Source organism: Salipiger bermudensis HTCC2601, assembly GCF_000153725.1.
In the GTDB taxonomy this organism is placed as follows: domain Bacteria; phylum Pseudomonadota; class Alphaproteobacteria; order Rhodobacterales; family Rhodobacteraceae; genus Salipiger; species Salipiger bermudensis.
On the sequence record NZ_DS022276.1, the window covers coordinates 593926 to 620874 of the forward strand.

At 64.6% G+C, this 26949-nt stretch carries 27 protein-coding genes; 14 read left to right on the forward strand and 13 right to left on the reverse strand.

From position 1 onward, the window contains the following. Nucleotides 1-89 precede the first annotated feature (89 nt). Together R2601_RS02815 and R2601_RS02820 are read right to left on the reverse strand one after the other, a co-directional pair. Nucleotides 90-509 carry a secondary thiamine-phosphate synthase enzyme YjbQ gene (locus tag R2601_RS02815; RefSeq protein ID WP_007793229.1) on the reverse strand — a complete coding sequence of 140 codons (420 nt, stop codon included), beginning with the start codon at nt 507-509 and terminating at the stop codon, nt 90-92. A 57-nt stretch (nt 510-566) separates the two neighbouring features. Next, nucleotides 567-818: a hypothetical protein gene (locus R2601_RS02820; RefSeq protein WP_007793232.1), complete on the reverse strand. Its 252-nt coding sequence runs from the start codon at nt 816-818 to the stop codon at nt 567-569. A 128-nt stretch (nt 819-946) separates the two neighbouring features. On the opposite strand from R2601_RS02820, the gene R2601_RS02825 reads away from it, so the two are divergent. Then, a complete protein-coding gene (locus R2601_RS02825) occupies nt 947-1621 on the forward strand; it encodes an SDR family oxidoreductase (protein ID WP_007793235.1) in 675 nt (224 codons plus the stop codon). 82 nt (nt 1622-1703) lie between these two features. On the opposite strand, the gene R2601_RS02830 is transcribed toward R2601_RS02825, so the two are convergent. The 6 genes from R2601_RS02830 to R2601_RS02855 all read right to left on the reverse strand — a co-directional run bounded on the left by R2601_RS02830 (nt 1704) and on the right by R2601_RS02855 (nt 8436). Further along, complete coding sequence (locus R2601_RS02830; protein ID WP_007793237.1) at nt 1704-2084, reverse strand: hypothetical protein; 381 nt, start codon at nt 2082-2084, stop codon at nt 1704-1706. 48 nt (nt 2085-2132) lie between these two features. Further along, a complete protein-coding gene (locus tag R2601_RS02835; protein ID WP_007793240.1) occupies nt 2133-2411 on the reverse strand; it encodes an HlyU family transcriptional regulator in 279 nt (92 codons plus the stop codon). Nucleotides 2412-2441: 30 nt separating this feature from the next. After that, nucleotides 2442-4427: an RNA polymerase sigma factor RpoD gene (gene rpoD / locus R2601_RS02840; protein WP_007793243.1), complete on the reverse strand. Its 1986-nt coding sequence runs from the start codon at nt 4425-4427 to the stop codon at nt 2442-2444. A 143-nt stretch (nt 4428-4570) separates the two neighbouring features. After that, complete coding sequence (gene dnaG / locus R2601_RS02845; protein WP_007793246.1) at nt 4571-6532, reverse strand: DNA primase; 1962 nt, start codon at nt 6530-6532, stop codon at nt 4571-4573. A gap of 81 nt (nt 6533-6613) precedes the next feature. Then, a complete protein-coding gene (locus R2601_RS02850) occupies nt 6614-6904 on the reverse strand; it encodes a hypothetical protein (protein ID WP_007793252.1) in 291 nt (96 codons plus the stop codon). A gap of 95 nt (nt 6905-6999) precedes the next feature. After that, complete coding sequence (locus tag R2601_RS02855) at nt 7000-8436, reverse strand: Glu/Leu/Phe/Val family dehydrogenase (protein WP_007793254.1); 1437 nt, start codon at nt 8434-8436, stop codon at nt 7000-7002. A 389-nt stretch (nt 8437-8825) separates the two neighbouring features. On the opposite strand from R2601_RS02855, the gene R2601_RS02860 reads away from it, so the two are divergent. Genes R2601_RS02860 through R2601_RS02870 form a run of 3 tightly spaced genes read left to right on the forward strand, consistent with a single transcriptional unit; the run spans nt 8826 to nt 11502 of the window. Continuing rightward, nucleotides 8826-10205, forward strand: a complete 1380-nt coding sequence (locus R2601_RS02860) for a TadE/TadG family type IV pilus assembly protein (RefSeq protein WP_224887934.1) — start codon at nt 8826-8828, stop codon at nt 10203-10205. Then, a complete protein-coding gene (locus R2601_RS02865) occupies nt 10202-10738 on the forward strand; it encodes a TadE/TadG family type IV pilus assembly protein (RefSeq protein ID WP_007793260.1) in 537 nt (178 codons plus the stop codon). Before R2601_RS02860 ends, R2601_RS02865 begins: the two co-directional genes overlap by 4 nt. 14 nt (nt 10739-10752) lie before the next feature. Continuing rightward, a complete protein-coding gene (locus R2601_RS02870) occupies nt 10753-11502 on the forward strand; it encodes a TadE/TadG family type IV pilus assembly protein (RefSeq protein ID WP_007793263.1) in 750 nt (249 codons plus the stop codon). 51 nt (nt 11503-11553) lie between these two features. On the opposite strand, the gene R2601_RS02875 is transcribed toward R2601_RS02870, so the two are convergent. Continuing rightward, on the reverse strand, nt 11554-12045 hold the full coding sequence (locus R2601_RS02875) for a hypothetical protein (protein ID WP_007793266.1): 492 nt from the start codon (nt 12043-12045) through the stop codon (nt 11554-11556). Between the two features lie 22 nt (nt 12046-12067). Further along, nucleotides 12068-12901 (reverse strand): prephenate dehydratase, encoded by an 834-nt coding sequence (locus R2601_RS02880; RefSeq protein WP_007793269.1) that lies wholly within the window; start codon nt 12899-12901, stop codon nt 12068-12070. A 131-nt stretch (nt 12902-13032) separates the two neighbouring features. Between R2601_RS02880 and R2601_RS02885 the strand changes: the two genes are divergently transcribed. From R2601_RS02885 to R2601_RS02905, 5 genes are all read left to right on the forward strand, one after another. Further along, nucleotides 13033-13542 carry a c-type cytochrome gene (locus R2601_RS02885; protein ID WP_007793272.1) on the forward strand — a complete coding sequence of 170 codons (510 nt, stop codon included), beginning with the start codon at nt 13033-13035 and terminating at the stop codon, nt 13540-13542. A gap of 209 nt (nt 13543-13751) precedes the next feature. Beyond that, complete coding sequence (locus R2601_RS02890) at nt 13752-15656, forward strand: extracellular solute-binding protein (RefSeq protein WP_040544314.1); 1905 nt, start codon at nt 13752-13754, stop codon at nt 15654-15656. A 7-nt stretch (nt 15657-15663) separates the two neighbouring features. Beyond that, nucleotides 15664-16749, forward strand: a complete 1086-nt coding sequence (locus R2601_RS02895; protein WP_007793278.1) for a microcin C ABC transporter permease YejB — start codon at nt 15664-15666, stop codon at nt 16747-16749. A gap of 97 nt (nt 16750-16846) precedes the next feature. Continuing rightward, nucleotides 16847-17971, forward strand: coding sequence for an ABC transporter permease (locus R2601_RS02900; RefSeq protein WP_040545067.1), 1125 nt, complete (start codon nt 16847-16849; stop codon nt 17969-17971). After that, nucleotides 17968-19560: an ABC transporter ATP-binding protein gene (locus R2601_RS02905; protein WP_007793285.1), complete on the forward strand. Its 1593-nt coding sequence runs from the start codon at nt 17968-17970 to the stop codon at nt 19558-19560. The genes R2601_RS02900 and R2601_RS02905 overlap by 4 nt, the downstream gene beginning before the upstream one ends. 53 nt (nt 19561-19613) lie before the next feature. Here the strand turns inward: R2601_RS02905 and hemN are convergent, their stop codons facing one another. Then, nucleotides 19614-20969, reverse strand: a complete 1356-nt coding sequence (gene hemN / locus R2601_RS02910) for an oxygen-independent coproporphyrinogen III oxidase (RefSeq protein WP_040544315.1) — start codon at nt 20967-20969, stop codon at nt 19614-19616. Between the two features lie 106 nt (nt 20970-21075). On the opposite strand from hemN, the gene fnrL reads away from it, so the two are divergent. Continuing rightward, on the forward strand, nt 21076-21822 hold the full coding sequence (gene fnrL / locus R2601_RS02915) for a transcriptional regulator FnrL (protein WP_007793291.1): 747 nt from the start codon (nt 21076-21078) through the stop codon (nt 21820-21822). Nucleotides 21823-21831: 9 nt separating this feature from the next. Here fnrL and R2601_RS02920 read toward each other — a convergent pair whose 3' ends face one another. After that, the gene (locus R2601_RS02920; protein WP_007793294.1) at nt 21832-22182 is read right to left on the reverse strand and encodes a DUF1428 domain-containing protein; all 351 of its coding nucleotides are present in this window, start codon (nt 22180-22182) and stop codon (nt 21832-21834) included. Between the two features lie 160 nt (nt 22183-22342). Continuing rightward, nucleotides 22343-23182, reverse strand: a complete 840-nt coding sequence (locus R2601_RS02925; RefSeq protein ID WP_007793297.1) for a universal stress protein — start codon at nt 23180-23182, stop codon at nt 22343-22345. A 203-nt stretch (nt 23183-23385) separates the two neighbouring features. Between R2601_RS02925 and ccoN the strand changes: the two genes are divergently transcribed. Genes ccoN through ccoP form a run of 4 tightly spaced genes read left to right on the forward strand, consistent with a single transcriptional unit; the run spans nt 23386 to nt 26845 of the window. Further along, the gene (ccoN, locus tag R2601_RS02930; protein WP_007793301.1) at nt 23386-24999 is read left to right on the forward strand and encodes a cytochrome-c oxidase, cbb3-type subunit I; all 1614 of its coding nucleotides are present in this window, start codon (nt 23386-23388) and stop codon (nt 24997-24999) included. 14 nt (nt 25000-25013) lie between these two features. After that, nucleotides 25014-25742 (forward strand): cytochrome-c oxidase, cbb3-type subunit II, encoded by a 729-nt coding sequence (gene ccoO, locus R2601_RS02935; protein ID WP_007793303.1) that lies wholly within the window; start codon nt 25014-25016, stop codon nt 25740-25742. A gap of 9 nt (nt 25743-25751) precedes the next feature. Beyond that, nucleotides 25752-25952: a CcoQ/FixQ family Cbb3-type cytochrome c oxidase assembly chaperone gene (locus R2601_RS02940; protein WP_007793304.1), complete on the forward strand. Its 201-nt coding sequence runs from the start codon at nt 25752-25754 to the stop codon at nt 25950-25952. Between the two features lie 11 nt (nt 25953-25963). Beyond that, complete coding sequence (gene ccoP / locus R2601_RS02945; RefSeq protein ID WP_007793306.1) at nt 25964-26845, forward strand: cytochrome-c oxidase, cbb3-type subunit III; 882 nt, start codon at nt 25964-25966, stop codon at nt 26843-26845. The last annotated feature ends 104 nt before the right edge of the window (nt 26846-26949 follow it).

Genomic DNA, 26949 nt, shown 5'->3' on the forward strand with positions numbered 1-26949 from the left:
CCACTTATCCACAGCCACTATAGGGAGCCGCCAGAGATTGGGTAGAGGATAATTGAGCAACTAGATGAGGGGGTGTCAGCGCCCAGCCCTCAGGCAAGATGTGCGGCGACCTCGCGCCGGTGCGCTGCATCCCGATGTTCAAAAAGGTAAATTCCCTGCCACGTCCCAAGCACCATGCGCCCCCGGCTGACCGGGATCGATAGCGAAACCGGCATCATTGCAGCCTTGATATGGGCCGGCATGTCGTCCGGCCCTTCGTAGGTATGGGTGAGGTAGTCCATCGACGGATCACTCGAAGGCGGCACCAGCCGATGGAAGTAGTTTCGCAGGTCGGTCTGCACCTCGGGATCGGCATTCTCCTGTATCAGCAGTGAGGCAGAGGTGTGGCGCACAAAGAGCGTGAGCAGCGCGTCGTCCCGCTTTTGAGCAGAGACCCAACTCGCCACCTCGCGAGTGAAGTCGTAGAGCCCTTGCCCACTGGTCTGTATCGAGAATGTCGTTTGCGCCATGCGTGCCCCCTTACCCACTTTCTAGCGCGGAAGCAGGCGGGCGGCCAGCCGAGGCGATCAGGCCTCGCTCACGACGCAGGCAACCTGCGGCAGGTCGGCGGTGTCGTCAAACAGGATCGGCGAGCCGCCATCGGTCACTGCGGGCATCTGGCCAACTTCGCGGAGCGTTTCGCGGCAGTCTGCAAGCTCGTCCGCCGACACGCTGATTTCGATCACCTCGGGCTCGTCGGTCATCAGCGCTTCGGTCGCAGCGAAGGCGGCGACGGAAACGCAGGTGGCTGCGGCGGTCAGGACGAAAAGGCGGGTCATGGCAGAAGATCCTCCGTTGTTGCCCATTTAACGCAGTCTGGCGCGGCAGGGTTCCGACCAGTTTGAGAGCATCCGCAACCACACGACCTCACAGGCGTTGTGGGACAGAAGAAAAACGGAGGTTTCATATGACCCGCAAGACCCTCTTCATCACTGGCGCAAGCTCGGGCATCGGCGCCGAAACCGCGCGCAAGGCGGTCGCGGCCGGCTGGAATGTCGGCCTCTTTGCCCGCTCCGAGGATAAACTCTCGGCGCTGGTGGACGAGCTTGGCGAGCAAGCGCTGGCGCTTCCGGGCGACGCCACCTCGCTCGAGGCGCAGACCAAGGCGATGGCCAAGCTCGCCGAACACTTCGGCGATGTGGATGCCGCCTTCGCCAATGCCGGCATGGGCGTCTCGGGCGCTGGAACACTGGCCGGTGACCCAGAGGAGTGGCAGAGCATGGTCCAGCTCAACGTGATGGGCGTGCTGTGGACCGCCAAGGCCGCCTCGACCTACTTCAAAAAGAATGGCGGGCACCTGCTGCTGACCGGCTCCGCGGCGGGCCGCACCCACATCAAGGGCTCGGTCTATAGCGCGACCAAGTGGTTCGTGCACGGCTATGGTGGCAATCTCGCGGAGGAGTTCCGCGAGTGGGGCGCACGGGTGACCGTGGTGGCGCCCGGCATGGTCGACACGCCGTTCTTCGACGAGGCCAAGCCCGACAAGCTCAAGCCCGAGGACATCGCCGAGGCCGTGGTCTACGCGCTCGGCGCCAACAAGCGCGCCAATGTGCAGGAAGTCTTCGTCGTGCCGAGCGGCTGAGGCCCGTCATAGCCGCAAAGAGAAAGGCCCTCGCGAACCATCGCGAGGGCCTTTCAGTGTCTGCTCCGGACGAAAGCGTCTGTCAGGCCGTCTCGCGCGAGCGCAGGTGCGGAACGAGGCTCGCGGCCAGCACCAGCTCGGCCGCGACCGTGAGCCATGTCAGCCAGCCAGCGACGCCCCGCAGCGTCGCTTGGGCGCCGATCAAGGCGAGCCCGAGATAGACGATGATCAGGCCGATCACGATCGCCTGTCGCGCCTCCGAGCGCGGCGCGTTACGCGACAGCATGAGCATCGCCGCGATGCCAAGGAAGACCACCGAGGCACGGCGCGTCATGAAGACGGCACCCGGCAGAGCCTCCTGCCCGAACACCCACAAGGGCGCGAAGGGCAGCAGCAGGTAGGTGGCGAACAGCGCCGCGAGCACGGCGGCATGGATCTGGCAGGTGGTGCGATAATCAGGCATGAGCCGGAGTTAGCGGCCCCTGCCCCGCCGTCAAGCCTTGGGGCGCGCTCAGCCGAAGAGCCGCGCGCCCTGCTCGTCGATCATCTGCTTGGCCTTGCGGATCGAGGCCTGCTCGGCATCTTCCCGGTCACGGATGACATCGGCACGGACGAGGTGATGGGTCTTCATTTCACCATCGACCTCGGCCTCGATCAGCGCCGCGATGCGGAACTGGCCCTCGGCGGGCATGGGTTCCGGAGTGATCCGGAACCCGTTGTAGTCGATGGTTTCGGCCTTGGGTTCCGGTTTCGGACCGCCACCGCCGAAGAGACGCGACAAGAGCGACATCTGTCCTCTCCTTCCCGGCCCGCGCGGGCCTTACTGGTCGAGGAAGCTGCGCAGCTTGCGCGAGCGGCTCGGATGCTTGAGCTTGCGCAGCGCCTTGGCCTCGATCTGACGGATCCGCTCGCGCGTCACCGAGAACTGCTGGCCGACCTCTTCCAGCGTGTGGTCGGTGTTCATGCCGATGCCGAAACGCATCCGCAGAACCCGCTCCTCGCGCGGGGTGAGCGAAGAGAGCACGCGGGTGGTGGTCTCCTTGAGGTTTTCCTGAATGGCGCTGTCGAGCGGCAGGATGGCGTTCTTGTCCTCGATGAAATCGCCAAGCTGCGAATCTTCCTCGTCGCCGATCGGCGTTTCGAGCGAGATCGGCTCCTTGGCGATCTTCATCACCTTGCGGACCTTCTCGAGCGGCATCTGCAGCTTCTCGGCCAGCTCCTCCGGGGTCGGCTCGCGGCCGATCTCGTGCAGCATCTGGCGGCCGGTGCGGACCAGCTTGTTGATCGTCTCGATCATGTGCACCGGGATACGGATGGTGCGCGCCTGGTCGGCGATCGAACGGGTGATCGCCTGGCGGATCCACCACGTCGCGTAGGTCGAGAACTTGTAGCCGCGGCGATACTCGAACTTGTCGACGGCCTTCATCAGGCCGATGTTGCCTTCCTGGATCAGGTCGAGGAACTGCAGCCCGCGGTTGGTGTATTTCTTGGCGATCGAGATCACCAGGCGCAGGTTGGCCTCGACCATTTCCTTCTTGGCCTGGCGCGCCTCCTTCTCGCCCTTCTGCACCTGACCGACGATGCGGCGGAATTCGCTGATATCGAGACCGACATACTGACCGACCTGCGCCATGTCCGAACGCAGCCCCTCGATCTTGTCCTCGAAACGCTCGATCAGCATCTGCCAGCCGCGGCCGGGCTTCTCCGACATGCGCTCGATCCAGTTCGGGTCGAGTTCGTGGCCGCGATACTCGTCGATGAACTCGCGACGGTTGATGCGGGCCTGATCGGCAAGCTTCACCATGCTCGAGTCGATCGACATGATACGGCGATTGATGCCGTAGAGCTGGTCGATCAGCGCCTCGATGCGGTTGTTGTGCAGGTGCAGGCCGTTCACAAGTTCGACGATCTCGGAGCGGAGCTGCTGGTACTGGGCCTCGTCGGCCTGCGAGAACGACCCGTCCTCGTTCAGCGTCGCGCTGATGCGGGCGTCCTGCATGGCGGCGAGCTGCTCGTAATCGCCGGCAATGCGCTCGAGCGTCTCGAGCACGCGCGGCTTGAGCGCGGCCTCCATCGCGGCGAGCGACATGTTGGCCTGCTCTTCGTCGTCGTCATCATCGTCGCGGGCGATGGGATTGCCGTCGGCGTCGTATTCCGGCTCGTCCTTCTTGGGCTTTTCAGCGGTGGCGGCCGTGGCGTCGACAACCGGCTCCTCGAGCCCGCCCTCTTCGTCCATCTGGTTGCCGAAGGTGGTCTCGAGGTCGATCACGTCGCGCAGCAGGATCTCTTCCTCGAGAAGTTCCTGGTGCCAGATGGTGATCGCCTGGAAGGTCAGCGGGCTTTCGCAAAGCCCGAGGATCATCGTGTTGCGGCCGGCCTCGATGCGCTTGGCGATGGCGATCTCGCCCTCGCGCGACAGCAGCTCGACCGAGCCCATCTCGCGCAGGTACATGCGCACCGGGTCATCGGTGCGGTCGAGCTTTTCATTGGCGCCCGAAGACAGCGCGACGTCACGCCCCTTGGAGGCGTCGACCAGTTCGGTCGAGCCCTTGTTGGCGTCTTCCTCGGCCTCTTCGTCTTCCTCGGTGACTTGGATGCCCATTTCCGAGAGCATCGACATCACATCCTCGATCTGGTCGGACGAGACCTGATCGGGGGGAAGGACCTGGTTGAGCTGGTCGTAGGTGATGTAGCCACGCTCGCGCGCCTCGGCGATCATCTTTTTGACCGCGGCCTGGCTCATGTCGAGGCTGTGAGCATCGTCCTGAGTTTCCGGCTTGGCGTCGTCGTTGTCTTTGGCTGCCATTTAGAGCTCCGTCAAAGGGAGGCGGCCGGACTGGCCGGCGGTCGCAAAGGATAGATTGATTCGTTGCTGCGAATCATGGGGGGAATCAACTGATTCGGCCACCCGTTTACCCCGTTTTCCTCCAGTTTTCCCTCTCCGCACAGTTAGTTCCCGTGCTTGGAAAAGCGAATCTGTTCCGTTAGCGCCTTGAAGGCGTCTCGTTCGTCCTTGTCCAATCGGGCCCCGTTGGGCCCGAAATCGTAATCCATCTCGCCCTCGTCCTTGCGCAGCACCGCCTCGTTGCGGGCCTTTGCGGCCTGGGCGAGGCGCCAGGTCAGCGCCTCGTCGGCGAGGTGTTCCAAGTCTTCTTCGGCCTCGGCGATCTCGGCCGCGGCGCCGGAGCGCGCGGTGATCTTCGACAACTCCTCGGCCACGGTCATCCGTGCCAGTTCGATGTCACCGGGTCGTCGCACACAGGGAACGACCGCGACATGGCGTGCCGCGAGCAGGTTTTCAAGGGGCTCGGGCCCGATTCTGTACTCCGCCTCCTCGCGCAGGGCGGCGGCGCTGTCGGCATTGTTGCGCAACAGCACGTCGCGCAGCGAGGCGCGTACCGGGTCGGTACAGTTGAGCATTTCCAGCCCCTGCTCGAACTCGGCGATCAGCTCGGGCGTCGAGAGCAGCACGGCAAGGATCACCGCCTCGCGCAGCTCGTTCTCCGCGGTGTCGCCGGCGGCGACCAGCAGCGAGCTCTTGACGCTGGCGCTTGGTGGCGCGGGCGCATTCCAGGCACGGCGCGGGCCGCCAGCGCCGCCGCCGCCGAACGCCCGCTTGGGGCGTTGCGGGCGGAACAGCTGGAAGCGCAGCTCCTTGATCTCGTCACCGTAATGGCGCCGCAGGCCCGGGTCCTGGATCTGGCGCAGCACGTCGCGCAGCCGTGCATCGAGCGCCGCCTTGCGCTCGGGGCTGTCGAACACCTTGCCCTCGGTCTCGCGCCGCCAGAGAAGCTGCACCATCGGCATAGCGCCCTCGAGCACCTTGCTCACCGCCCCCGCCCCTTCGGCGCGCAGCAGGTCGTCCGGATCCTTGCCCTCGGGCATCAGCGCGAAACGCAGCGTCTTGCCCGCCTGCAAGAGCGGCAGGGCGAGGTCGATCACCCGGTAGGCGGCGCGCAGCCCTGCCTTGTCGCCATCAAGCGCCACGATCGGCTCGTCGGTGATGCGCCAGAGCAGCTGCATCTGGGTCTCGGTCACCGCCGTGCCCAGCGGCGCCACCGAGGCGCCGAACCCGGCCTCGGAGAGCGCGATCACGTCCATGTAGCCTTCGGCCACGATCAGCGGCTGGCCCTTGCCCGCCGCCTCGCGCGCAGGCGCATGGTTGTAGAGGTTGCGCCCCTTGTCGAAGAGCTCGGTCTCGGGTGAGTTGAGGTACTTGGCGTTGTCGCGCGGATCCATGGCGCGGCCGCCGAAAGCGATGGCGCGGCCACGGGCATCCCGGATCGGGAACATGATGCGGTTGCGGAACACGTCGTAGGGCGCCTTGCCCCGGTCCGAGGCCTTGGCCAGCCCCGCGCCGAGGATCAGGTCCTCGGCCACGCCCTGCCCGCGCAGGTGATCCCAGAGATTCTGCCAGCCCTCCGGCGCGAAGCCGATCTCGAAGCGGTCGCGCACGTCTTCCTTGAGGCCGCGCCGGTCGAGATAGGCACGCGCCTCGGTGGCGGCGCCGGCGCGCAGCTGCATGCGGAAGAAGCGCACCGCCTGCTCCATGACCTCGGAAAGCTGCTCGCGGCGGTCGGCCTTCTTGGCAGCCTGCGGATCGCGCGCCGGCATCGGCATCCCGGCCTCGCGGGCAAGGATCTCGATCGCCTCCATGAACTCGACATTCTCGCTCTCGCGCACGAAGGAGATCGCGTCACCCTTCGCGTGGCAGCCGAAGCAGTAGTAAAAGCCCTTGCGGTCATCGACGTGGAACGAGGCCGACTTTTCCTGGTGGAACGGGCAAGGCGCCCACATGTCGCCCTTGGCCTGGTTGGACTTGCGATTGTCCCACATGACCTTGCGCCCCACGACCTGAACCAGGCTCGTGCGGTTGCGCAGCTCGTCTAGGAAACCGGGGGGCAGACTCATGTTGCGAATATCGGGCCAGCGGCGAGCCGAGTCCAGATGGTCTGAGCAGCTTGTCTCAAATACACGGCACCTGACCGCGCATCACTGCGCGAGGCACTGGGCCTCCCACGCCGCGCCGACCTCGTCGGTAAGCTGATCCTCGGGCAGCGACCAGATCCAGTCGGCCAGCATATCGCCGGCGCCACGGTCACCGATCTGCTCGCGCAGGGCCGCGCGGGCCTTCGACTTTGCAGCCCCCTGCTTGCGCGCCTCGACCGCCTGCATGACGATGCCCGCGGACTCCGCGCAGGCGGCAGCCTTGTCCTGCTGCGCATCGGCGGCGGCGGGAAGGCTGGCCAGAAGACCAAGGGCGAGGGTCAGGCGAAGGATCATGGCGCGGGCTCCTGCTGTGAATTCGACGGCCAGAGCCATAGCGCGGGCGGGCGGCGCTGTCACGCCGCCCCGGCAAGGCTCTGCCCGGCCCGGGTTCAGAGCCCCTTGGCGCGGTAGCTGCTCGCCACCCGGTCGATGGCGACGATGAAGGCGGCAGTGCGCAGATCGGTGACATCGTCGCGCCCGTGCCACACCTCGCGCATCGACTGGTAGGCGATGCGCATGGTGTCATCGAGCCCCGAGCGCACCAGCTCGAGTTCGTCGGCGCCGCGCAGGTACTTTTCCTTGAAGCTCGGCGTCAGGCTCCAGGCGTCGCCCAGCATGTGATCGAGCCGCTCGAGCTCGTCGACCACGAGCTGGTGGCGCGACTCCTCCTGCCGCCGCTGCATCCGGCCGAAGCGGATGTGGCTGAGGTTCTTCACCCATTCGAAATAGCTGACCGTCACACCACCGGCATTGGCATAGAGATCGGGAATGATCACCGTGCCGCGATTGCGCAGGATGTCGTCGGCGCCGGCGGTGATCGGGCCGTTGGCGGCCTCGATGATCAGCTTGGCCTGGATGTTGTGGGCGTTGGTAAGGTTGATCACCCCCTCGAGCGCCGCGGGGATGAGGATGTCGCAGTCGCTCTCCATCACGCTGCCGCCATCGGCGACGCTGTTGGCCTCGGGGTAGCCGCGCAGCCCGCCATGGCGCACCAGCCAGTCGCGCACCCGCTCGACATTGAGGCCACTGGGATCGTAGAGCGCGCCGTCGCGTTCGATGATGCCGACGATCAGCGCGCCGTCATCCTCGGACAGGAACTTGGCGGCATGGTAGCCCACGTTGCCGAGCCCCTGCACCACCACCCGCTTGCCTTCGAGCTTGCCCGAAAGGCCGGCGACGGCGACATCCTCGGGATGGCGGAAGAACTCGCGCAGGGCGTATTGCACGCCGCGCCCTGTCGCCTCGACCCGACCGGCGATGCCGCCCGCATTGAGCGGCTTGCCCGTCACGCAGGCACGCGAGTTGATGTCGGTGGTGTTCATGCGGGCGTATTGATCGGCCATCCACGCCATCTCGCGCTCGCTGGTGCCCATGTCGGGGGCGGGCACGTTCTGGCTCGGATTGATCAGGTCGCGCTTGATCAGCTCGTAGGCGAAACGCCGGGTGATCTGCTCGAGCTCGTACTCGTCGTAATCGCGCGGGTTGATGCAGAGCCCGCCCTTGGAGCCGCCGAACGGCGCCTCGACCAGGGCGCATTTGTAGGTCATCAGCGCCGCCAGCGCCTCGACCTCGTCCTGATCGACCGCCGAGGCGTAGCGGATGCCGCCCTTGACCGGCTCCATGTGTTCGGAATGCACCGCGCGGTAGCCGGTGAAGGTGTGGATCTGGCCGCGCAGCCTTACCCCGAAGCGCACCGTGTAGGTGCCGTTGCAGACCCTGATCTTTTCCTCGAGCCCCGGGGGCAGGTCCATCAGGGCCGCAGCCCGATTGAACATCAGATCGACGCTCTCGCGGAACGTCGGCTCATTCGCCGGTGCTGCGCACATGGTATCTCCTCCCTCGGCCGCCTGCCCTGTTGCGGGTCATGATCGGCTGTTGGCGTTAACTCTAGTTTGCCAGAATCGTTTGGCAAAACCCTTTTTGCGCCGGATTCGAGAAGCGGAATTCATGGTTCATTAGCGCTAGCGCGGGGCATTGTCCTCAGCGCCGCAACAACGCCGAAAGTCCGGCCGGTTTTGTCCGCAGCAAGCTCAGTAGTTGCAAGAGTTTACCATCAAATTGGCCCCAATTTGGCCATGATGGCGGGGCATAACCAATGCCGTCGCAGGAATGTATCGAGTGGGGCTTCCCGGAAAAATTCCGGGGGGAAGGAGTCGGGAAAATGAAGCAGATTTTTGCTTTCGGAGGCGCGTGCCTCCGACGGACGGATACCGCTGTGTCCGCTCTCGTCGCACAGCTTCAGGGCTTTCGCCGGGCCGAATCGGGCAGCATGACGATCATGGCGGTCGCCCTGTCGCTGCTGATGATGATCTTCGGCGGCATCGGCATCGACATGATGTATGCCGAGCTTCAGCGCACCAAGATCCAGAACACGCTCGACCGCGCGGTGCTTGCGGCCGCCGACCTCGACAACGAGCTCGACGCGCAAGGCGTCGTCGAAGACTACATGTCCAAGATGAGCCTGGCCGATGCGCTGGTCTCGGTCAATGTCGACGAGGGGCTGAACTACCGCACCGTCACCGCCGACGGCTACCGCACCATGCCGTCGAATTTCATGCAGCTGATCGGCATCGAAAACATGCAGGCCGGCGGCCACTCGCAGGCGATGGAGCGCATCAACAAGGTCGAGGTCTCGATGGTGCTCGACATTTCGGGCTCGATGGATGACGGCGACAAGATGGCCGAGCTCCAGACAGCCGCGTCCGATTTCGTCGATACGCTGCTCGACGACGGCTCCGAGGATCTCGTGTCGATCTCGCTGGTGCCCTACTCCGAGCACGTGAATGCCGGACCCGAGATCCTGAGCTATCTCAACGTGAACTACATGCACGACGACTCGTACTGCCTCGAGATGCCGAACAGCGCCTTCAACTCGGCGGCGCTCGACCTCTCGCTGACCTACGATCAGATGCAGCACTTCCAGTGGAACTATTCCGGCAGCAACTCGCTGACAGACACGGTCTGCCCGCGCTACGCCTACGAGCAGATCCGCCCCTGGAGTCAGGACGCGGGCGCGCTCAAGACGCAGATCAGCCAGCTGCAGCCGCGCGCAGGCACCTCGATCTTCATGGGCATGAAATGGGCCAGCGCCCTGCTCGACCCGTCGACCCGGCCCATCGCGTCCGGCATGATCGCCGACGGCACCGTCGACGCGGTGTTCGAGGGCCGGCCGGTCGCCTACTCCGATACCGACGTGCTCAAGACCATCGTGCTGATGACCGACGGCCAGCACGACCGCTCGTTCCGGATCCAGAACTGGGCCTACAACGACGAGAACGAGGTCGAGCACTGGTCGCAGTACAACCTCTGGCACTACCTGAACTATTACGTGAACTCGTGGAACCGCAGCAGCTTCTACTACCAGAAATATGACGCTGCGACCGGCGACACGCTGCTCAGCAGTGTCTGTACCGCCGCCAAGAGGCAGGGCATTCTGATCTGGTCCATCGGTTTCGAGGTGTCGGACCACGGGGCCAACGTGATGGAGAGCTGCGCCTCTTCGCCGGCACACTTCTTCCGCGTCGAAGGCGTCGAGATCTCCGAGGCCTTCTCGACCATTGCCCAGACGCTGAACCAGCTGAGGCTGACCCAATGATCGCCCGCATCGCCAAGACCCTCCGCCGCTTCCGCAAGAGCGAAGACGGCTCAGCGGTCGTCCCCTTCGCGCTCTGGATGCCGATGATGGTGGGCATCGCCCTGTCGACCATCGAGGTCGGCGCGATGACGCTGCGCCACACCCAACTCGAGCGGGCGCTGGATCTGACCGTGCGCGAAGTAAAGCTCGGCACCGGCCACACCTACACTCATGCGCAGCTCAAGCAGATGATCTGCGACCGGACGACGATTCTCGGCGATTGCAGCACGATGCTGCATCTCGAGATGATCGGCCTCGACATGCGCGACTGGACCGACCCGCCGTCCAGCATCGATTGCACCGATGTCGCGCTCGACGTGACGCCGCAGCGGACTTTCGAATTTGGCCAAGAGCATGAAACCATGCTCCTGCGGGCCTGCTACAAATACAAGCCGATCACCCCGGTCTCGCGCATCGGGTCCCCCGTGAAGCTTGATGAGAACGGCTTTACCGGTGTGGTGTCGACCTCCACCTTCGTTCACGAGCCGATGTAAAGGAGGAGAGAGACATGAATATGACAACGATCAAGACCCTTCTCCGCAAGTTCCGCCGAGACAACGAGGGATACGTCACCATCGAGGTGATGTTCATGCTGCCGGTGCTCTTCGTGCTGTTCGGCGCAGCGTGGGTCTATTTCGATGTGTTCCGCCAGCAATCGGTCAACCAGAAGGCCAACTACGCCATCGGCGACATGCTCTCGCGCGAGACCGAGGAAATCGACGACACCTTTATCGACAACAGCTTCAAGCTGTTCGGCGTGTTGACCAAGAACGTCACCGAACCCGATGAACTGACCGGGCGCTACGGCGCCGATCTTCGGATCAGCGTGGTCGAGTACAACGCCAACAATCGGAGATATTCCGTGGTCTGGTCGGCCGCGCGCGGCGACTACGAAGAGCTCAACAGAAACGATGCCGAAAATTACGCGAACCGCCTGCCGAACATGGCCAACAACGGCCAGGTGATCATGGTCGAATCCAGGGAGGACTATTACCCGATCTTCAACGTCGGCCTCGATCCGCTCGAGCTCAAGACCTACAGCTTCACGCATCCGCGCTATGCGCCGCAGGTGCTGTTTGCGCGGCAGCAGAACGAGAACAACGGCTGGGGCAATGGCGACCAGGACGCTCCCGGCGGATCGCTGTGCAACAACAACGCCGAGAACGCGACGGATTGCAGCAATGAGGACGGCTCCAACAACGTCGAGCCCAATCGCGGCCACGGTCGCGGGAATGGCAACGGTCACGGGCGGCCCTGACGGCAAGGACGCCCGTCGGTCGCGGGCGGCGCTCGCGGTCAGAGCAGCGCGCTAGAACTGCGCCTCACCCTTGTGACGCGCCACAAGCATCGACAGCGCATCCGCCATCGGCTTGGTGTCGCGCCCGGCGGTGACGCCGCCCACCGCGACCCGTTTGCCCATCCGCCACCACAGCCCGGGCTGCCAGGCGCGCGGCTGTTTCTCGTTGAGCTGAATCAGGAAGCCGTTCGAGGGCTTCATGGCGAACATCGAGCGGTCGACCTTGGCGATGTCCTCGACCCGCGCCAGCATCGCGCCGGAGCTGTCGCTCAGCCCGTGCTCGGTGAGGATCAGGTCGCGCCCGGTGGCACGCCACATCATCTGCGCCATCCACAGCGCCGCGACGCCGAGCAGCAGAAGCACCGCCTGCCAATAGATCTCGGCCGGGGGCTCGGCCACCAGCAGCCACAGCAGCAGCGCACCGAGGGCGGCCAGCGTGCCCACGCCGATGACCCGGCGCGCCGGGGTCGCGCTGACCCGCGCGATGATCTGGGTGTCGTCCATGTCGTCTCCCCTTCCCGGAGCGTCAGTCGCGCCGCGGATCGCGGGGATAGACGCCGAGAATCTCCAGTCGATTGGTGAAATACTCAAGCTCGTCCAGCGCGCGCTTAACCGCCGGATCCTCGGGATGGCCCTCGATATCGGCGTAGAACTGCGTCGCGGTGAAGGAGCCGTTGACCATGTAGCTCTCGAGCTTGGTCATGTTGACGCCGTTGGTGGCGAAGCCGCCCATCGCCTTGTAGAGCGCCGCCGGGATGTTGCGTACCTCGAAGATGAAGGTGGTCATCATGCCATGGGTGCCGCGGCGCGTCAGGTCGGCCTCTTTGCCCATGATCAGGAAGCGCGTGGTGTTGTGAGCGTGGTCCTCGATATGCTGCGCAAGGATCTCGAGCCCATAGGTCTCGGCGGCGAGGTCAGAGGCCAGAACGCCCTCGTCGCGCATCCCGCCCTCGGCCAGCTCGGCCGCCGCACCGGCGCTGTCCGCCGCCGCCTCGCCCTTGATGTCGTATTTTTCGAGAAAGCTCGCCGCCTGCGGGATCAGCACCAGATGGGCGCGCACCTTCTTCAACTCTTCGAGCTTCACCCCGGGCAACGCCATCAGGCTGATATGCACCCGTACAAAGGCCTCGTCGACGATGCGCAGGCCGCTTGCGGGCAGCAGACGGTGGATGTCGGCCACCCGGCCATAGGTGGTGTTTTCCACCGGCAGCATCGCGAGCTTGGCGCGGCCGCTCTGCACCGCGTCGATCACCTCTTCGAAGGTGTGGCAGGGCAGCGCCTCCATGTCGGGCCGGGCATCGCGGCAGGCCTCGTGCGAATAGGCGCCAAGCTCTCCCTGAAAGGCGATCCGATCGGTCATGGGTGCGTCCAATTCTCTCTTTATCGATGCGCAATGGCCTCTTGCGCGATTGGTCGCGGCTTCTATACCTTGCCAGACGACAAGGGAAGCCGTAGACACCGGCCGGAGGACATTCTTGGGACACACAGCATATGTTTGACACGATGACGATTACCAAAGCGGTAGGCGGACTCTGCGGTGCGCTTCTGATCTACCTGCTGGGCAACTGGGTTGGCGAGTCACTCTACAGCACGGGTGGCGGCCACGGTGAGGAGCACGCGGCTGCATACGTCATCGACACCGGCAGCGAAGGCGCTGCCGAACCGGAAGAGGAAGTGGATTTCGCCACGCTGATGGCCGAGGCGGATGCCGGTGCCGGCGAGCGTGTCTTCGGCAAGTGCCGCGCGTGCCACAAGCTCGATGGCTCCGACGCCACCGGCCCGCACCTGAATGGTGTGGTGGGCCGCGAGATCGGCGCCGTTGGCGGCTTCGGCTACTCCGGCGCGCTCGACCAGGTGGGCGACGTCTGGAGCCCCGAGAACCTGTTCGCCTTCCTCGAGAGCCCGCGCAACACCGCGCCGGGCACCACGATGAGCTTTGCAGGTCTCAACAAGCCGGCCGACCGGGTGAACCTGATCGCCTATCTTCAGGGCACCAACTGATCCCAGAGATCGGGTTTCGAATTCCGAAAGGCCGCGCTTCGCCGCGGCCTTTTTCGTTGCGCTTTCCTGTCTCGCACAGCGCCGCCGCGACACGGCGAAATCGCGCGTCGTTCACGCAAACTCTAGCAAACACCGCTTGAATGTGGTCGCCGCGCACCCTTAGCTTACATCAACCGGCACGGAAGAAGCCGCCAGCAAGGGGAGCCCAGATGATCCGAACGATGACGCGCGCCGCCACCGCCCGACCCGCCCTGTCCCTCGGATCAGCGCTATTCGCTCTCAGCCTTGCGCTTTCGGCCCCGGGCGCCTTGGCCCAGGACGGCACGCAGGATGGCAAGACCATCATCACCTCGCACGGCGTCTCGTCCTTCGGCGAGCTGAAATATCCCGAAGGTTTTGCGCATTTCGACTACGTGAACCCGGAGGCCCCCAAGGGCGGCGAGATGTCGACCTGGGCGTTCGGCACCTTCGACAGCCTCACCCCCTACATCCTCAAGGGCAACGCCGCCGCCATGTCGACGGCGTTCTACGACAGCCTGCTCACCGGCACGCTGGACGAGCCCGACAGCATGTACGGCCTCGTCGCCGAGAGCGTCGAATACCCCGAGAGCCGCGAGTGGATCATCTTCCACATGCGCCCCGAGGCCACGTTCCGCGACGGCACGCCGGTCACCGCCGAAGACGTGGTGTTCTCGTTCAACATCCTCGTCGAGAAGGGCTTGCCGAGCTTCCGCGTGCAGTTCAACGACATCGAGAAAGCCGAGGCGCTCGACGAGCACACGGTGAAGTTCACCTTCGATCCCGAGGGCCCGCTGCGCGAGCTGCTGATGACCGCGGGCGGCCTGCCGATCTTCTCCAAGGCCTATTACGAGGACCGCGACTTCGCCGAGAGCAGCCTCGAGCCGCCGATGGGCTCGGGCGCCTACGAGCTGCTGTCGGTCGATCCCGGCCGCTCGGTCGCCTACAAGCTGCGCGACGACTACTGGGCCAAGGATCTGCCCGTGAACGTGGGCCAGAACAATTTCGACATCCTCCGCGTCGAGTATTTCGCCGATTACACAACTGCCTTCGAGGCCTTCAAGGGCGGTGCCTATACCTACCGCGAGGAGTACCAGTCGCGGATCTGGGCCACCGGTTACAACTTCCCGGCCATCGAGGAGGGCACCATCGAAGTCGAGACCCTCCCCGACGGCCGCCCTGCCGGCACCCAGGGCTTCTGGTTCAACCTGCGCCGCGAGAAGTTCCAGGATCCTCGCCTGCGCGAAGCGATCGGCATGGCGTTCAACTTCGAATGGGCGAACGAGAGCCTGTTCTACGGCCTTTATGACCGCACCGACAGCTTCTGGGAAAACTCCCAGACCCTGCAGGCCACCGGCATGCCGTCCGAGGCCGAGCTGGAACTGCTCGAGCCGATCCGCGAGCACATCCCCGAGACGGTGTTCACCGACGAGGCCTTCACCCCGGCCACCTCGAGCTCGACCGAGCTCGCCGACCGCCGCACCCTGCGGCAGGCCGGTCGGCTGCTGAACGAGGCCGGGTGGGAAGTGGGCGATGACGGCTTCCGCTACAAGGATGGCGAGCGCCTGATCATCGAGGTGCTCAATGACAGCCCCTCCTTCGAGCGCATCATCAACCCCTATATCGAGAACCTCAAACGCCTCGGCATCGAGGCCCGCGCCAACCGGGTTGATGCCGCCGAGGCGCAGGAGCGCCAGAAGAACTTCGAGTACGACATTGTCACCCAGCGCTTCGCCATGAGCCAGACGCCGGGCGACGAGCTGCGCTCGGTCTTCGGCTCGGAAACCGCCGACGTGCCCGGCTCGTCGAACATCGCGGGGCTGAAGAACGAGGGCGTCGACACGCTGATCCGCGCCATCGCCGATGCCGAGAGCCGCGAGGCGCTGACCGCTGCGGTTCATGCGCTCGACCGGGTGCTCCGGGCGATGCACATCTGGGTGCCACAGTGGTACAAGGGCGTGCACAACATCGCCTATCTCGATGCCTACAGCCGCCCCTACGAGGACACCCCGCCCGCCTACGGGCTCGGCGTGATGTCGCTGTGGTGGTGGGACGAAGACAAGGCCGCCGAGCTGCGCGCCGCAGGAGCACTGTAAGCCGGCCATGGGCGCCTATATCCTAAGACGACTGCTGCTGATCATCCCCACGTTGCTGGGCATCATGGTCATCAATTTCACGCTGGTGCAGTTCGTGCCCGGCGGCCCGATCGAACAGATCATCGCCCAGGTGCAAGGCCAGGGCGACGTGTTCGAGGGCTTTGCCGGCGGTGGCGGCGAGGTCGCCTCCGGCAGTGGCGGCGGAAGCGACGAATATGCCGGTGCCCGCGGCCTGCCGCCCGATTTCATCGAGGAGCTCGAGCGCGAGTTCGGCTTCGACAAGCCGCCTGTCGAGCGTTTCTTCAACATGCTGTGGAACTACATGCGGCTCGATTTCGGCGAGAGCTACTTCCGCTCGATCAGCGTCATCGATCTGGTGCTAGAGAAGATGCCAGTGTCGATCTCGCTTGGCCTGTGGTCGACGCTGATCGCCTACGCCATCTCGATCCCGCTAGGCATCAAGAAGGCGGTTCAGGATGGCGGCCCCTTCGACACTTGGACCTCGGGCGTGATCATCGTGGCCTATGCCATTCCGGGCTTCCTTTTCGCGATCCTGCTGCTGGTGCTCTTCGCCGGTGGCTCCTACTGGCAGATCTTCCCGCTTCGCGGCCTCACGTCGGACAACTGGGAGATGCTGAGCTGGCCCGCGAAGATCGCCGACTATTTCTGGCACATCGCGCTGCCGGTGATCGCCTCGACCATCGCCGCCTTCGCCACGCTGACGCTGCTGACCAAGAACAGCTTCCTCGACGAGATCAAGAAACACTACGTGATGACCGCCCGCGCCAAGGGCCTGACCGAGCGCCGGGTGCTCTATGGCCACGTCTTCCGCAACGCCATGCTGATCGTCATCGCCGGCTTCCCGGCGGTGTTCATCGGCGTATTCTTCTCGGGCAGCCTGATCATCGAGACGATCTTCTCGCTCGACGGGCTGGGCCGGCTCGGCTTCGAGGCGGCGGTGGCGCGCGATTACCCGGTGATCTTCGGCACGCTGTTCATCTTCGGCCTGATCGGCCTCGTGGTCGGCATCCTGTCGGACCTGATGTACGTGCTGGTCGATCCGCGCATCGACTTCGAGAAGCGGGAGGGCTGAAATGAGCTACGAGCCCGATCCCGTGCGCACCGATGACGGCCGCGAGAGCGGTGGCGGCATCCGCCCCAACCCAGAGCCCGGCAAGCCGGTGGCGCCGATGCCGAAACCCGGCCGCTTCGCGCTGTCGCCGCTGAACCAGCGGCGCTGGCGGAACTTCCGCAAGAACGGTCGCGCCTTCTGGTCGCTGGTGATCTTCACCATCCTCTTCACCCTGTCGCTGTTTGCCGAGTTCATCGCCAACGACAAGCCGATCCTCGTGAACTACCGCGGCGAGTACCGGATGCCGATCTTCTCCTTCTACCCGGAGACCGCGTTTGGCGGCGATTTCCGCACCGAGGCGGTCTATCGCGACCCCGAGGTTCAGTGCCTGATCAAGACCGGCGGGCTCGACATGTGCTTCGACGACCCCGAAGGCCTGATCGAGGCGGTGGATGCCGGCGAGACGCTGGAGGGCGACTTCGACAAGGGCTGGATGCTCTGGCCGCCGATCCCCTACAGCTTCAACACCCCCGTCGACCGTCCCGGCGCCGCCCCCCTGCCGCCCAATGCGCAGAACTGGCTTGGCACCGACGACACCAAGCGCGATGTCGCCGCACGGGTGATCTATGGCTTCCGCCTGTCGATCCTCTTCACCCTGATCGTGACGGTCAGCGCCTCTCTGATCGGCGTCGTCGCGGGCGCGCTGCAGGGCTATTTCGGCGGCTGGCTGGACCTCATCTTCCAGCGCGTGATCGAGATCTGGTCGGCGACTCCGTCGCTCTACGTGATCATCATCCTCTTCGCGATCCTGGGCCGAAGTTTCTGGCTCTTGGTGATCCTCACCGTGCTGTTCGGCTGGACCGCGCTCGTGGGTGTCGTGCGGGCCGAGTTCCTGCGCGCGCGCAACCTCGAATACGTGCGCGCCGCCAAGGCGCTCGGCGTGTCGAACGCCACCATCATGTTCCGCCACATGCTGCCCAACGCCATGGTCGCCACGCTCACCATGCTGCCCTTTATCGTGACCGGCACGATCAGCACGCTCGCGAGCCTCGATTTCCTTGGCTTCGGCCTGCCCTCCTCGGCACCGTCTCTGGGCGAGCTGACACTGCAGGCCAAGCAGAACCTGCAGGCTCCGTGGCTGGGCTTCACCGCCTTCACCGTCTTCGCGCTGATGCTCTCCCTGCTCGTCTTCATCTTCGAAGGCGTGCGCGATGCCTTCGACCCGAGGAAGACCTTCTCATGAGCACGCTTCTCGAGGTGAAAGACCTCGTCGTCAGCTTCCGGCAGGACGGCAAGGAGACCCGCGCGGTCAAGGGCGTCTCCTTCGACCTGCAAAAGGGCGAGACCGTCGCGCTGGTGGGCGAGTCGGGCTCGGGCAAGTCGGTCACGGCGCTCTCGACCGTGTCGCTTCTGGGCGATGCCGCCCGCGTCGAGGGCTCGGTCACCTACAAGGGCAAGGAGATGATCGGCGCGCCGGGCAAGCTTCTTCGCGAGGTGCGCGGCAACGATATCAGCTTCATCTTCCAGGAGCCGATGACCTCGCTGAACCCGCTGCACACGCTGGAGAAGCAACTTTCGGAGAGTATCGCCCTGCATCAGGGTCTGACCGGCGACAAGGCGCGCGCCCGGATCATCGACCTGCTCAACAAGGTGGGCATCCGCGATCCCGAAAGCCGGCTCTCGGCCTATCCGCACCAGCTCTCGGGCGGGCAGCGGCAGCGCGTGATGATCGCCATGGCGCTGGCCAACGGCCCCGACCTGCTGATCGCCGATGAGCCTACCACGGCGCTCGACGTGACCATCCAGGCGCAGATCCTCGAGCTTCTGGCCGAGCTCAAGGAGGCCGAGCACATGAGCCTCCTGTTCATCACCCACGACCTCAACATCGTGCGCCGCTTCGCCGACCGGGTCTGCGTGATGAAGCAGGGCGAGATCGTCGAGCAGGGCCGCACCAAGGATATCTTCGACAATCCGCGGCACCCCTATACCCGGATGCTGATCTCGGCCGAGAGCACCGGACTGCCCGATCCGGTCGAGACCGGATCGGAAGAGATTGCCAGCGCGCAGAACCTCAAGATCTGGTTCCCGATCCAGCAGGGGTTCCTGAAGAAGACCGTGGGCCACGTGAAGGCCGTGAACGACGCCAGCTTCACCGTACGCGCCGGCGAGACCGTGGGCATCGTCGGCGAAAGCGGCTCGGGCAAGACCACGCTGGCGCTCGCCATGATGCGGCTGATCCAGTCCGAGGGCGGCATCACCTATCGCGGGCAGGACGTGCGCGGCTGGTCGACCCGGCAGCTGCGCAAGCTGCGCTCCGAGATCCAGATCGTGTTCCAGGACCCGTTCGGCTCGCTCTCGCCACGCATGACCTGCGAACAGATCATCGCAGAAGGTCTGGGCGTGCACGGCTCGCCTGATGGCAAGCCTGCCTCTCAGGCGGTGGACGAGGTGATGCGCGAGGTGGGGCTCGACCCGGCCAGCAAGCACCGCTACCCGCACGAGTTCTCCGGCGGTCAGCGCCAGCGCATCGCCATCGCCCGCGCCATGGTGCTGCGGCCCCGGCTGGTTGTGCTCGATGAGCCGACCTCGGCGCTCGACATGACGGTGCAGGTGCAGATCGTCGACCTGTTGCGCGAGCTGCAGCGCAAGTACGACCTCGCCTACCTGTTCATCTCGCACGACCTCAAGGTGGTGCGCGCCATGAGCCACAAGATCATCGTGATGAAGCAGGGCGACGTGGTCGAGATGGGCGAGGCCCGCGAGGTCTTCGAGCGCCCGAAATCCGACTACACCCGCAGGCTCTTTGCCGCCGCCTTCGAGCTGGCCGGCTGAAACGGGAAACGCCCGGCCCTCTCGCGAAGGGCCGGGCGCGTCTCTCTATCAGATCAGACCGCCGAGCTGTGGCCGGCCTTGGACAGGTCATAGGCATCGAAATGGCGCGCGATCATCCGCGTCAGGGGCCGCGCCTCGACCGGCACGAAAAGCCCGTCTTCGGTGATCTCCAGCAGCCCCTCGAAGGCATTGTTCACCCGCTTGAACATGGCATTCAGCGCGCTCTCACTGATGCCGTAATCGCGCATCAGCTCGCCCGAGCGGATGCGGAAATCGCACATCAGCATCTCGATCATCCGCGCCCGCAGCGTGTCTTCCCCGCTGAAGGCGTGGCCTTTCGCGGTAGCGAAGCGCCCGTCGCGGATGGACCCGGTATAGACGCCGGTCGAAGGCGCGTTCTGCGCGTAGCCCTGCGGGAATTTTGAGATCGACGAGGCCCCGAGCCCGATCAGCACCTTGGAGGTGTCATCGGTATAGCCCTGGAAATTGCGCCGCAGCCGCCCGGTCTTCTGGGCGATGGCGAGCCCGTCATCGGGCGCTGCGAAGTGGTCGATGCCGATCTCTGCATAGCCGTCCCAGACGAAGAGCCTGCGCGCGGTGTCGAAGAGATCGAGCCGTTCGGCCGGAGTCGGCAGCGCCTCGGAGGGGATCATCTGCTGGCGCTTGGCCATCCACGGCACATGCGCGTAGCCGTAGAGGGCCACCCGGTCCGGCGCGAACGAGAGCAGCTTCTGCACGGTCTCGGTGATGCGCGAGCGGGTCTGGTGCGGCAGGCCGTAGAGGATATCGGCGTTGAGGCTGTGCACGCCGCGCTCGCGGATCATCTCGACCGCTTCGCGGGTCACGTCGTAGCCTTGCGGCCGTCCGATGGTCTGCTGGATCTCCTCGTCGAAATCCTGCACCCCGATCGAGGCGCGATTCATGCCGCCTGCGGCCAGAACATCCAGCCGCTCGCCATCCAGTTCGTTGGGGTCGATCTCGACCGAGAACTCGGCATTGTCGGCGAACTCCGCCACCTCGTGCACCTTGTCGATCAGCGCCCGCATGAGATCCGGCGACAGCAGAGTCGGCGTGCCGCCGCCCCAATGCAGACGCGACAGCTTCACGCCACGCGGCAGGTGCCGCTTGAGCAGGTCGAGCTCGGCCTTGAGGGTTTCGACATAGGTCTCCACCGGACCAAGCGTCGCGGTGCCCTGCGTCCGGCAGGCGCAGAACCAGCAAAGTCTGCGACAGAACGGCACATGCAGGTAGAGCGATACCGTTCCGTTTTCCGGCACGGCCTCGATCCAGGAGGCAAATTGCCCCGGTGTGACCGCATTCGAGAAATGCGGGGCTGTGGGGTAGCTCGTGTACCGGGGGACCTTCGCGTCAAAGAGCCCCAACCGCGAGAGTTGTGTTCGAGTGTTCATGCGCTTACATTTAGAAAGGAGCCACTAGCGCAACTTTGACCCAGATCAAGACCGCGTATTCGTTTCGATCTTCCGTCGGGCCAGTAGACAGGATTGTTCTAAAATTATGCTTAACGAACGCAGCCTCTCCGTTTCGCAGGAATGCGCCGAGTGCCCGATCCGTCACAGAGCCGTCTGTGCGCGCTGCGAGTCGGATGAACTCGAGCGCCTGGAAGAGATCAAGTACTACCGGAAGTTCGAGGCCGGCCAGACCGTTATCTGGTCCGGCGACCGGATGGATTTCGTCGGCTCCGTGGTGTCGGGCATAGCCACCCTGACGCAGACGATGGAAGACGGGCGCACCCAGATGGTGGGTCTTCTGCTGCCGAGCGATTTCGTCGGCAGGCCCGGCCGCTCCAATGCCGCCTATGACGTGGTTGCGACCACCGATCTGGTGATGTGCTGCTTCCGCAAGTCGCCCTTCGAAGAGCTGATGCGCCAGACCCCGCACATCGCCCAGCGGTTGCTGGAGATGACCCTCGACGAGCTCGACGCCGCGCGCGAATGGATGCTGGTGCTGGGGCGCAAGACCGCGCGCGAGAAGATCGCCTCGCTGCTGTCGATCATTGCCCGCCGCGATGCCTCGATCAACATGACCACGGCGCATGGCAACATCGTCTTCGACCTGCCGCTGACCCGTGAGGCGATGGCCGATTACCTCGGCCTGACGCTGGAAACCGTGAGCCGGCAGATCTCGGCGCTGCGCAAGGACGGGGTTATCGAGCTCGAGGGCAAGCGCCACGTCACCGTGCCCGACATGTCCCGCCTGCTCGAAGAGGCCGGCGACGACGCCGATGGCGGCGTCTTCGCCTGAAGCTTGGTCTCAGGCTTCGAACAAGGTCTCGAAGCCGCCGAAGATCATGCGCTTGCCGTCGAACGGCATTTCCATCATCTCGCCCCAGCGCGGATCTGTCTCCATCGAGGCCCAGCAGGCATCGCAGGTCGCCTTGTCAGGCCAGAGGATCCAAGAGAAAACCACCGCCTCGCCCTCCTGACGCTTCACCGCCATCGGAAGGGACGTCACCTCGCCGTCGGGCACATCCGCTTCCCAGCATTCACGAATGCCGGTGGCGCCGTAATCCTTGAACAGCTGCCAGCTCTTCTCTGCACTGGCGCGATAGGCGTCCTTGTTCTCGATCGGAACGGCGGCCATGAAACCGGATACGTAGGACATGAGTGATGCCTCCCTTTTGCAATCGGGGAAAGCGTAGCCCGGCCCGGTCATGCGCCCAAGTCTACGGTGCCCCGGCTCGGCGGTTTCGCGCCGCCCGCAAACGAGAAAGGCGGCGCATGATGCGCCGCCCCGTGTTCTGCGTCTTGCGGTCTGATCCAGCTCAATGGGCCAGGAAGACCGGCACCTCCGCCTGTTCGAGCATGTTGCGGGTTGCCCCGCCGAGGATCGCTTCGCGGAAGCGCGAGTGGCCATAGGCCCCCATCACGATCATGTCCGCATCGAGATCCTGGACGTGGCGGCAGAGCACGTCCGACACCCGTGGCATGGTCTTCGACAGCACGTCGATCTCGGTCTTGACGCCGTGCCGTGCGAGGTACTGCGACAGCGCCCCGCCCGGATCCGAGCGGTTCGGCCCATGCTGCGGCGGATCGATGACCACCACGTGCACGTTGTCGGCGCTCTGCAGCAGCGGCAGCGACGCCCGAACCGCGCGCAGCGCCTCGTTGCTCTCGTTCCAGCCGATCACGACGCGCGACGGCGTCGCGGTCGGGGTGACCGTGTCGGGCACCACCAGCACAGGGGTCTGGCCCTCGAAGAGCGCCCCCTCGGTCACCGGCTCGAGCTCGACGCCATGTTCCTTGCCATAGGGCTTGGGCAGGACCACGAGATCGGCAAAGCGCGCCCGGCCGGCCACGTGGCGGCCGATATCCGCAAGCTGCGCGACGCCCTCCTCGACCGCCCAGCGCGCCTCTTTCTTGCCCAGCGCGGCGCGGACAACGCCCGCGAGCTTCTCGGCATCGGAGGTGGCGCGGGTGATCGTCTCCTGCAAAATCATCGCGTTGGCACCGGCGTAATAATAGCCGGTCTGGGTCCGGTCGACGCCAAAGCACAATGCATCGAGATGCGCATCCCAGCCGGCGGCGAGTGCGGCGGCATGGTCCACGGTCGACTGGGCCAGGGCCTCGTCGCTGACCACGGTCAGAATTGTCTTGTAGCCCATCTTTTCGTCTCCTCGGAAGTTCTGTGGCCTCGCTCACACTCTACGGCGGCGCGAATGACCGCACTTTGACAATGCTCAAGGCCTTGGGCGGAAAGCCTTGATACAGATCAAAGTGATCCGGGAGGGAAATCCGCATTAACCGGTCAGTCTAAAACCGCCCGCGCGGCAACGAATCGTGCGGGAGAGAGACGAAGGGACGAACAATGATCAATTACCTCAAGCTCATCTTGCTTGGCGTGGTGGCGATCTTCTCGCTGATCGCGGCCAACTACGCTCGGGATGCGGCTTACATGGTCCACGCCATCATCATCTTCCTGGTGACAGCCGGGCTTTTCCTGTGGACCCTCCGCCAAACCGATGAACCCGTACCCGCCAAGGTGCTGGAAACCTCCTATCTCGACGGCGTGGTACGCTACGGCGTCATCGCCACAGCCTTCTGGGGCGTGGTGGGCTTTGCCGCCGGCACCTTCATCGCCGCACAGCTCGCCTTCCCGGTGCTCAATTTCGACTGGGCCCAGGGCTACATGAACTTCGGCAGGCTGCGTCCGCTGCACACATCGGCGGTGATCTTCGCCTTCGGTGGCAACGCCCTGATCGCAACGTCCTTCTACGTCGTCCAGCGCACTTCGGCGGCCCGTCTCTGGGGCGGCAACCTCGCGTGGTTCGTGTTCTGGGGCTACAACCTGTTCATCGTCCTCGCCGCGACCGGCTACCTGCTCGGTGGCACCCAGTCGAAGGAATATGCCGAGCCCGAATGGTACGTCGATCTCTGGCTGACCATCGTCTGGCTGGCCTATCTCGCGGTCTTCGTCGGCACCATCGTGAAGCGCAAGGAACCCCACATCTACGTGGCGAACTGGTTCTACCTGAGCTTCATCATCACCGTCGCCATGCTGCACGTGTTCAACAACCTCAGCATCCCGGTCTCGATCTGGGGCTCCAAGTCGGTGCAGGTGTTCTCGGGCGTGCAGGACGCGATGACCCAGTGGTGGTACGGCCACAACGCCGTGGGCTTCTTCCTGACTGCGGGCTTCCTCGGCATGATGTATTACTTCGTGCCCAAGCAGGCCGAGCGCCCTGTGTTCTCCTACAAGCTCTCGATCGTGCACTTCTGGGCGCTGATCTTCATCTACATCTGGGCCGGTCCGCACCACCTGCACTACACCGCCCTGCCCGACTGGGCCTCGACCCTCGGCATGGTGTTCTCGATCGTGCTCTGGATGCCCTCCTGGGGTGGCATGATCAACGGCCTGATGACCCTCTCGGGCGCCTGGGACAAGCTGCGCACCGACCCCATCATGCGAATGCTGGTGATCTCGGTCGGCTTCTACGGCATGTCCACCTTCGAAGGCCCGATGATGTCGATCCGCGCGGTGAACTCGCTGTCGCACTACACCGACTGGACCATCGGCCACGTGCACTCCGGCGCGCTTGGCTGGAACGGGATGATCACCTTCGGTGCGCTCTATTTCTTGACGCCCAAGCTGTGGAACCGCGAGCGCCTGTATTCGCTCAGCCTCGTGTCCTGGCACTTCTGGCTCGCCACCATCGGCATCGTGCTCTACGCCGCCTCGATGTGGGTGACCGGCATCATGGAAGGCCTGATGTGGCGTGAGGTGGATGCAAACGGCTTCCTGGTGAACTCCTTCGCCGACACCGTGTCCGCCAAGTTCCCGATGTATGTTGTCCGCGCCCTCGGCGGTGGCCTCTACATCACCGGCTCGATCATCATGTGCTACAACCTCTGGATGACCGTGAAGCGGGCACCGGCCGTCGAGGCCAGCGCTGCGGCTGCTCACGCCACCCCGGCCGAATAAGGAGGGCCGAGACAATGAGCATTCTCGACAAACACGGAATCCTCGAGAAGAACGTCACCCTGCTGGCCATCTTCGCCTTCCTGGTGGTGACCATCGGGGGCCTGGTCCAGATCGTGCCGCTCTTCTACCTCGAGAACACCATCGAGGAGGTCGAGGGCATGCGGCCTTACACGCCGCTGGAGCTGGCCGGGCGCGACATCTACATCCGCGAGGGCTGCTACGTCTGCCACTCGCAGATGATCCGCCCGATGCGCGACGAGGTCGAACGTTACGGCCACTACTCTCTGGCGGCGGAGTCGCAATACGACCACCCGTTCCAGTGGGGCTCGAAGCGGACGGGGCCCGACCTCGCCCGCGTCGGCGGACGCTACTCGGACGAATGGCACGTCGACCACCTGCGCGATCCGCAATCGGTGGTGCCGGAATCGGTCATGCCCAAGTACGGCTTCCTCGAAGCCAAGCTGATCGAGGGCGAGCACATCCAGGACCTGATGTCGACGCATCGCTTCGTGGGCGTGCCCTACACCGAAGAGATGATCGAGGCCGGCTTCCAGGACTTCCTGGCGCAGTCGAACCCCGACAGCGACTATGACGGGCTGCTCGAGCGCTACGGCGACGACGTCAACGTGCGCAACTTCGACGGCCAGCCCGGGATCTCCGAGCTCGACGCCCTGATCGCCTATCTGCAGATGCTCGGTACGCTGGTCGATTTCTCGACCTTCGAACCCGATGCAAGCCGCTGAGGTCGCGAGATGGATCCAGAGCTTTACAACACGCTGCGTCACTTCGCGGACAGCTGGGGCCTGCTGGCGATGTTCGTCTTCTTCCTTGGGGTGATCGTCTGGGCCCTGCGCCCGGGCAGCCGCAAGACCCATGAGGACGTCGCCAACATCCCGTTCCGCAACGAAGACAAACCGATCGCGCCCCATAAGGCCGACCCCGCCCAGGACTGAGGAGACGGGACATGAGTGACAACAACAAGAAAGACGACCAAGACTACGAGACGACCGGCCATTCCTGGGACGGCATCGAGGAGTACAACAAGCCGCTGCCGAAGTGGTGGCTGATGATCTTCTATGCCTGCATCGTCTGGGGCGTCGGTTACACCATCGCCTACCCGGCCTGGCCGGGCGTGCGCACCGCGACCGCCGGCCTTCTGGGCTGGTCGACCCGCGGCAATGTCGAACAGGCGATCCAGGATCACGAAGCCGAACTGGCCCCGATCAACGAGCGTCTGGCCTCGGCCGAGCTGACCGAGATCGCCGGCGACCCAGAGCTGAACACCTACGCGCAGAACGCCGGCGCCGCGGTGTTCCGCACCTGGTGCGCCCAGTGTCACGGGTCGGGTGCGGCCGGTGCAAAGGGTTATCCCAACCTGCTGGACGACGACTGGCTCTGGGGCGGCACGATCGAGGACATCCACTACACGGTGACCGCGGGGATCCGGAACGAGGACACGGATGAGGAGTGGCTTCGGCAGTCCGCGATGCCGGCTTTCGGTCGGGATGACTTGCTCAGCGGTGAAGAGATCGATCAGGTCGTCAACTTCGTCATGACGCTCTCGGGCGAAGAGCCCCGGGATGCCTCGCTGGTCGAGGCCGGTGCCGAGGTCTACGACATCAACTGCGCCTCCTGCCACGCAGAGGATGGCACCGGCGACCGCATGCAGGGCGCGCCGAACCTCACCGACGCGATCTGGCTCTATGGTGGCGATTACGAGACGCTGCACGAGACGGTCTACAACGCCCGCTACGGCGTCATGCCTGCGATGGGCGGGGCCGATCTGAGCGAAGCGGAGATCCGCGCCGTGGCCACCTACGTCCACGGGCTCGGCGGGGGCGAATAACCCCTCCAGAGAACACCTTCGGGCCGCAAGGCCCGGAGGCCAGCGCCGGTGCCCCACCTGTTCGCGCGTTTCCAGGGGCACCGGCGCTTTTTTGTGCCCAAACG

Bases quoted from the DNA above. Each gene is read 5' to 3' on its own strand.
- R2601_RS02815 (WP_007793229.1), bottom strand. From the start codon at position 509: ATGGCGCAAACGACATTCTCGATACAGACCAGTGGGCAAGGGCTCTAC.
- R2601_RS02835 (WP_007793240.1), bottom strand. From the start codon at position 2,411: ATGTCGCTCTTGTCGCGTCTCTTCGGCGGTGGCGGTCCGAAACCGGAA.
- R2601_RS02920 (WP_007793294.1), bottom strand. From the start codon at position 22,182: ATGTCCTACGTATCCGGTTTCATGGCCGCCGTTCCGATCGAGAACAAG.
- fnrL (WP_007793291.1), top strand. From the start codon at position 21,076: ATGCTTAACGAACGCAGCCTCTCCGTTTCGCAGGAATGCGCCGAGTGC.
- ccoN (WP_007793301.1), top strand. From the start codon at position 23,386: ATGATCAATTACCTCAAGCTCATCTTGCTTGGCGTGGTGGCGATCTTC.
- R2601_RS02830 (WP_007793237.1), bottom strand. From the start codon at position 2,084: ATGCCTGATTATCGCACCACCTGCCAGATCCATGCCGCCGTGCTCGCG.
- R2601_RS02865 (WP_007793260.1), top strand. From the start codon at position 10,202: ATGATCGCCCGCATCGCCAAGACCCTCCGCCGCTTCCGCAAGAGCGAA.
- R2601_RS02890 (WP_040544314.1), top strand. From the start codon at position 13,752: ATGATCCGAACGATGACGCGCGCCGCCACCGCCCGACCCGCCCTGTCC.
- R2601_RS02900 (WP_040545067.1), top strand. From the start codon at position 16,847: ATGCCGAAACCCGGCCGCTTCGCGCTGTCGCCGCTGAACCAGCGGCGC.
- R2601_RS02825 (WP_007793235.1), top strand. From the start codon at position 947: ATGACCCGCAAGACCCTCTTCATCACTGGCGCAAGCTCGGGCATCGGC.
- R2601_RS02880 (WP_007793269.1), bottom strand. From the start codon at position 12,901: ATGACCGATCGGATCGCCTTTCAGGGAGAGCTTGGCGCCTATTCGCAC.
- hemN (WP_040544315.1), bottom strand. From the start codon at position 20,969: ATGAACACTCGAACACAACTCTCGCGGTTGGGGCTCTTTGACGCGAAG.
- R2601_RS02875 (WP_007793266.1), bottom strand. From the start codon at position 12,045: ATGGACGACACCCAGATCATCGCGCGGGTCAGCGCGACCCCGGCGCGC.
- R2601_RS02885 (WP_007793272.1), top strand. From the start codon at position 13,033: ATGTTTGACACGATGACGATTACCAAAGCGGTAGGCGGACTCTGCGGT.
- R2601_RS02850 (WP_007793252.1), bottom strand. From the start codon at position 6,904: ATGATCCTTCGCCTGACCCTCGCCCTTGGTCTTCTGGCCAGCCTTCCC.
- rpoD (WP_007793243.1), bottom strand. From the start codon at position 4,427: ATGGCAGCCAAAGACAACGACGACGCCAAGCCGGAAACTCAGGACGAT.
- R2601_RS02870 (WP_007793263.1), top strand. From the start codon at position 10,753: ATGAATATGACAACGATCAAGACCCTTCTCCGCAAGTTCCGCCGAGAC.
- R2601_RS02925 (WP_007793297.1), bottom strand. From the start codon at position 23,182: ATGGGCTACAAGACAATTCTGACCGTGGTCAGCGACGAGGCCCTGGCC.
- R2601_RS02820 (WP_007793232.1), bottom strand. From the start codon at position 818: ATGACCCGCCTTTTCGTCCTGACCGCCGCAGCCACCTGCGTTTCCGTC.
- R2601_RS02940 (WP_007793304.1), top strand. From the start codon at position 25,752: ATGGATCCAGAGCTTTACAACACGCTGCGTCACTTCGCGGACAGCTGG.
- dnaG (WP_007793246.1), bottom strand. From the start codon at position 6,532: ATGAGTCTGCCCCCCGGTTTCCTAGACGAGCTGCGCAACCGCACGAGC.
- R2601_RS02905 (WP_007793285.1), top strand. From the start codon at position 17,968: ATGAGCACGCTTCTCGAGGTGAAAGACCTCGTCGTCAGCTTCCGGCAG.
- R2601_RS02895 (WP_007793278.1), top strand. From the start codon at position 15,664: ATGGGCGCCTATATCCTAAGACGACTGCTGCTGATCATCCCCACGTTG.
- R2601_RS02855 (WP_007793254.1), bottom strand. From the start codon at position 8,436: ATGTGCGCAGCACCGGCGAATGAGCCGACGTTCCGCGAGAGCGTCGAT.
- ccoO (WP_007793303.1), top strand. From the start codon at position 25,014: ATGAGCATTCTCGACAAACACGGAATCCTCGAGAAGAACGTCACCCTG.
- ccoP (WP_007793306.1), top strand. From the start codon at position 25,964: ATGAGTGACAACAACAAGAAAGACGACCAAGACTACGAGACGACCGGC.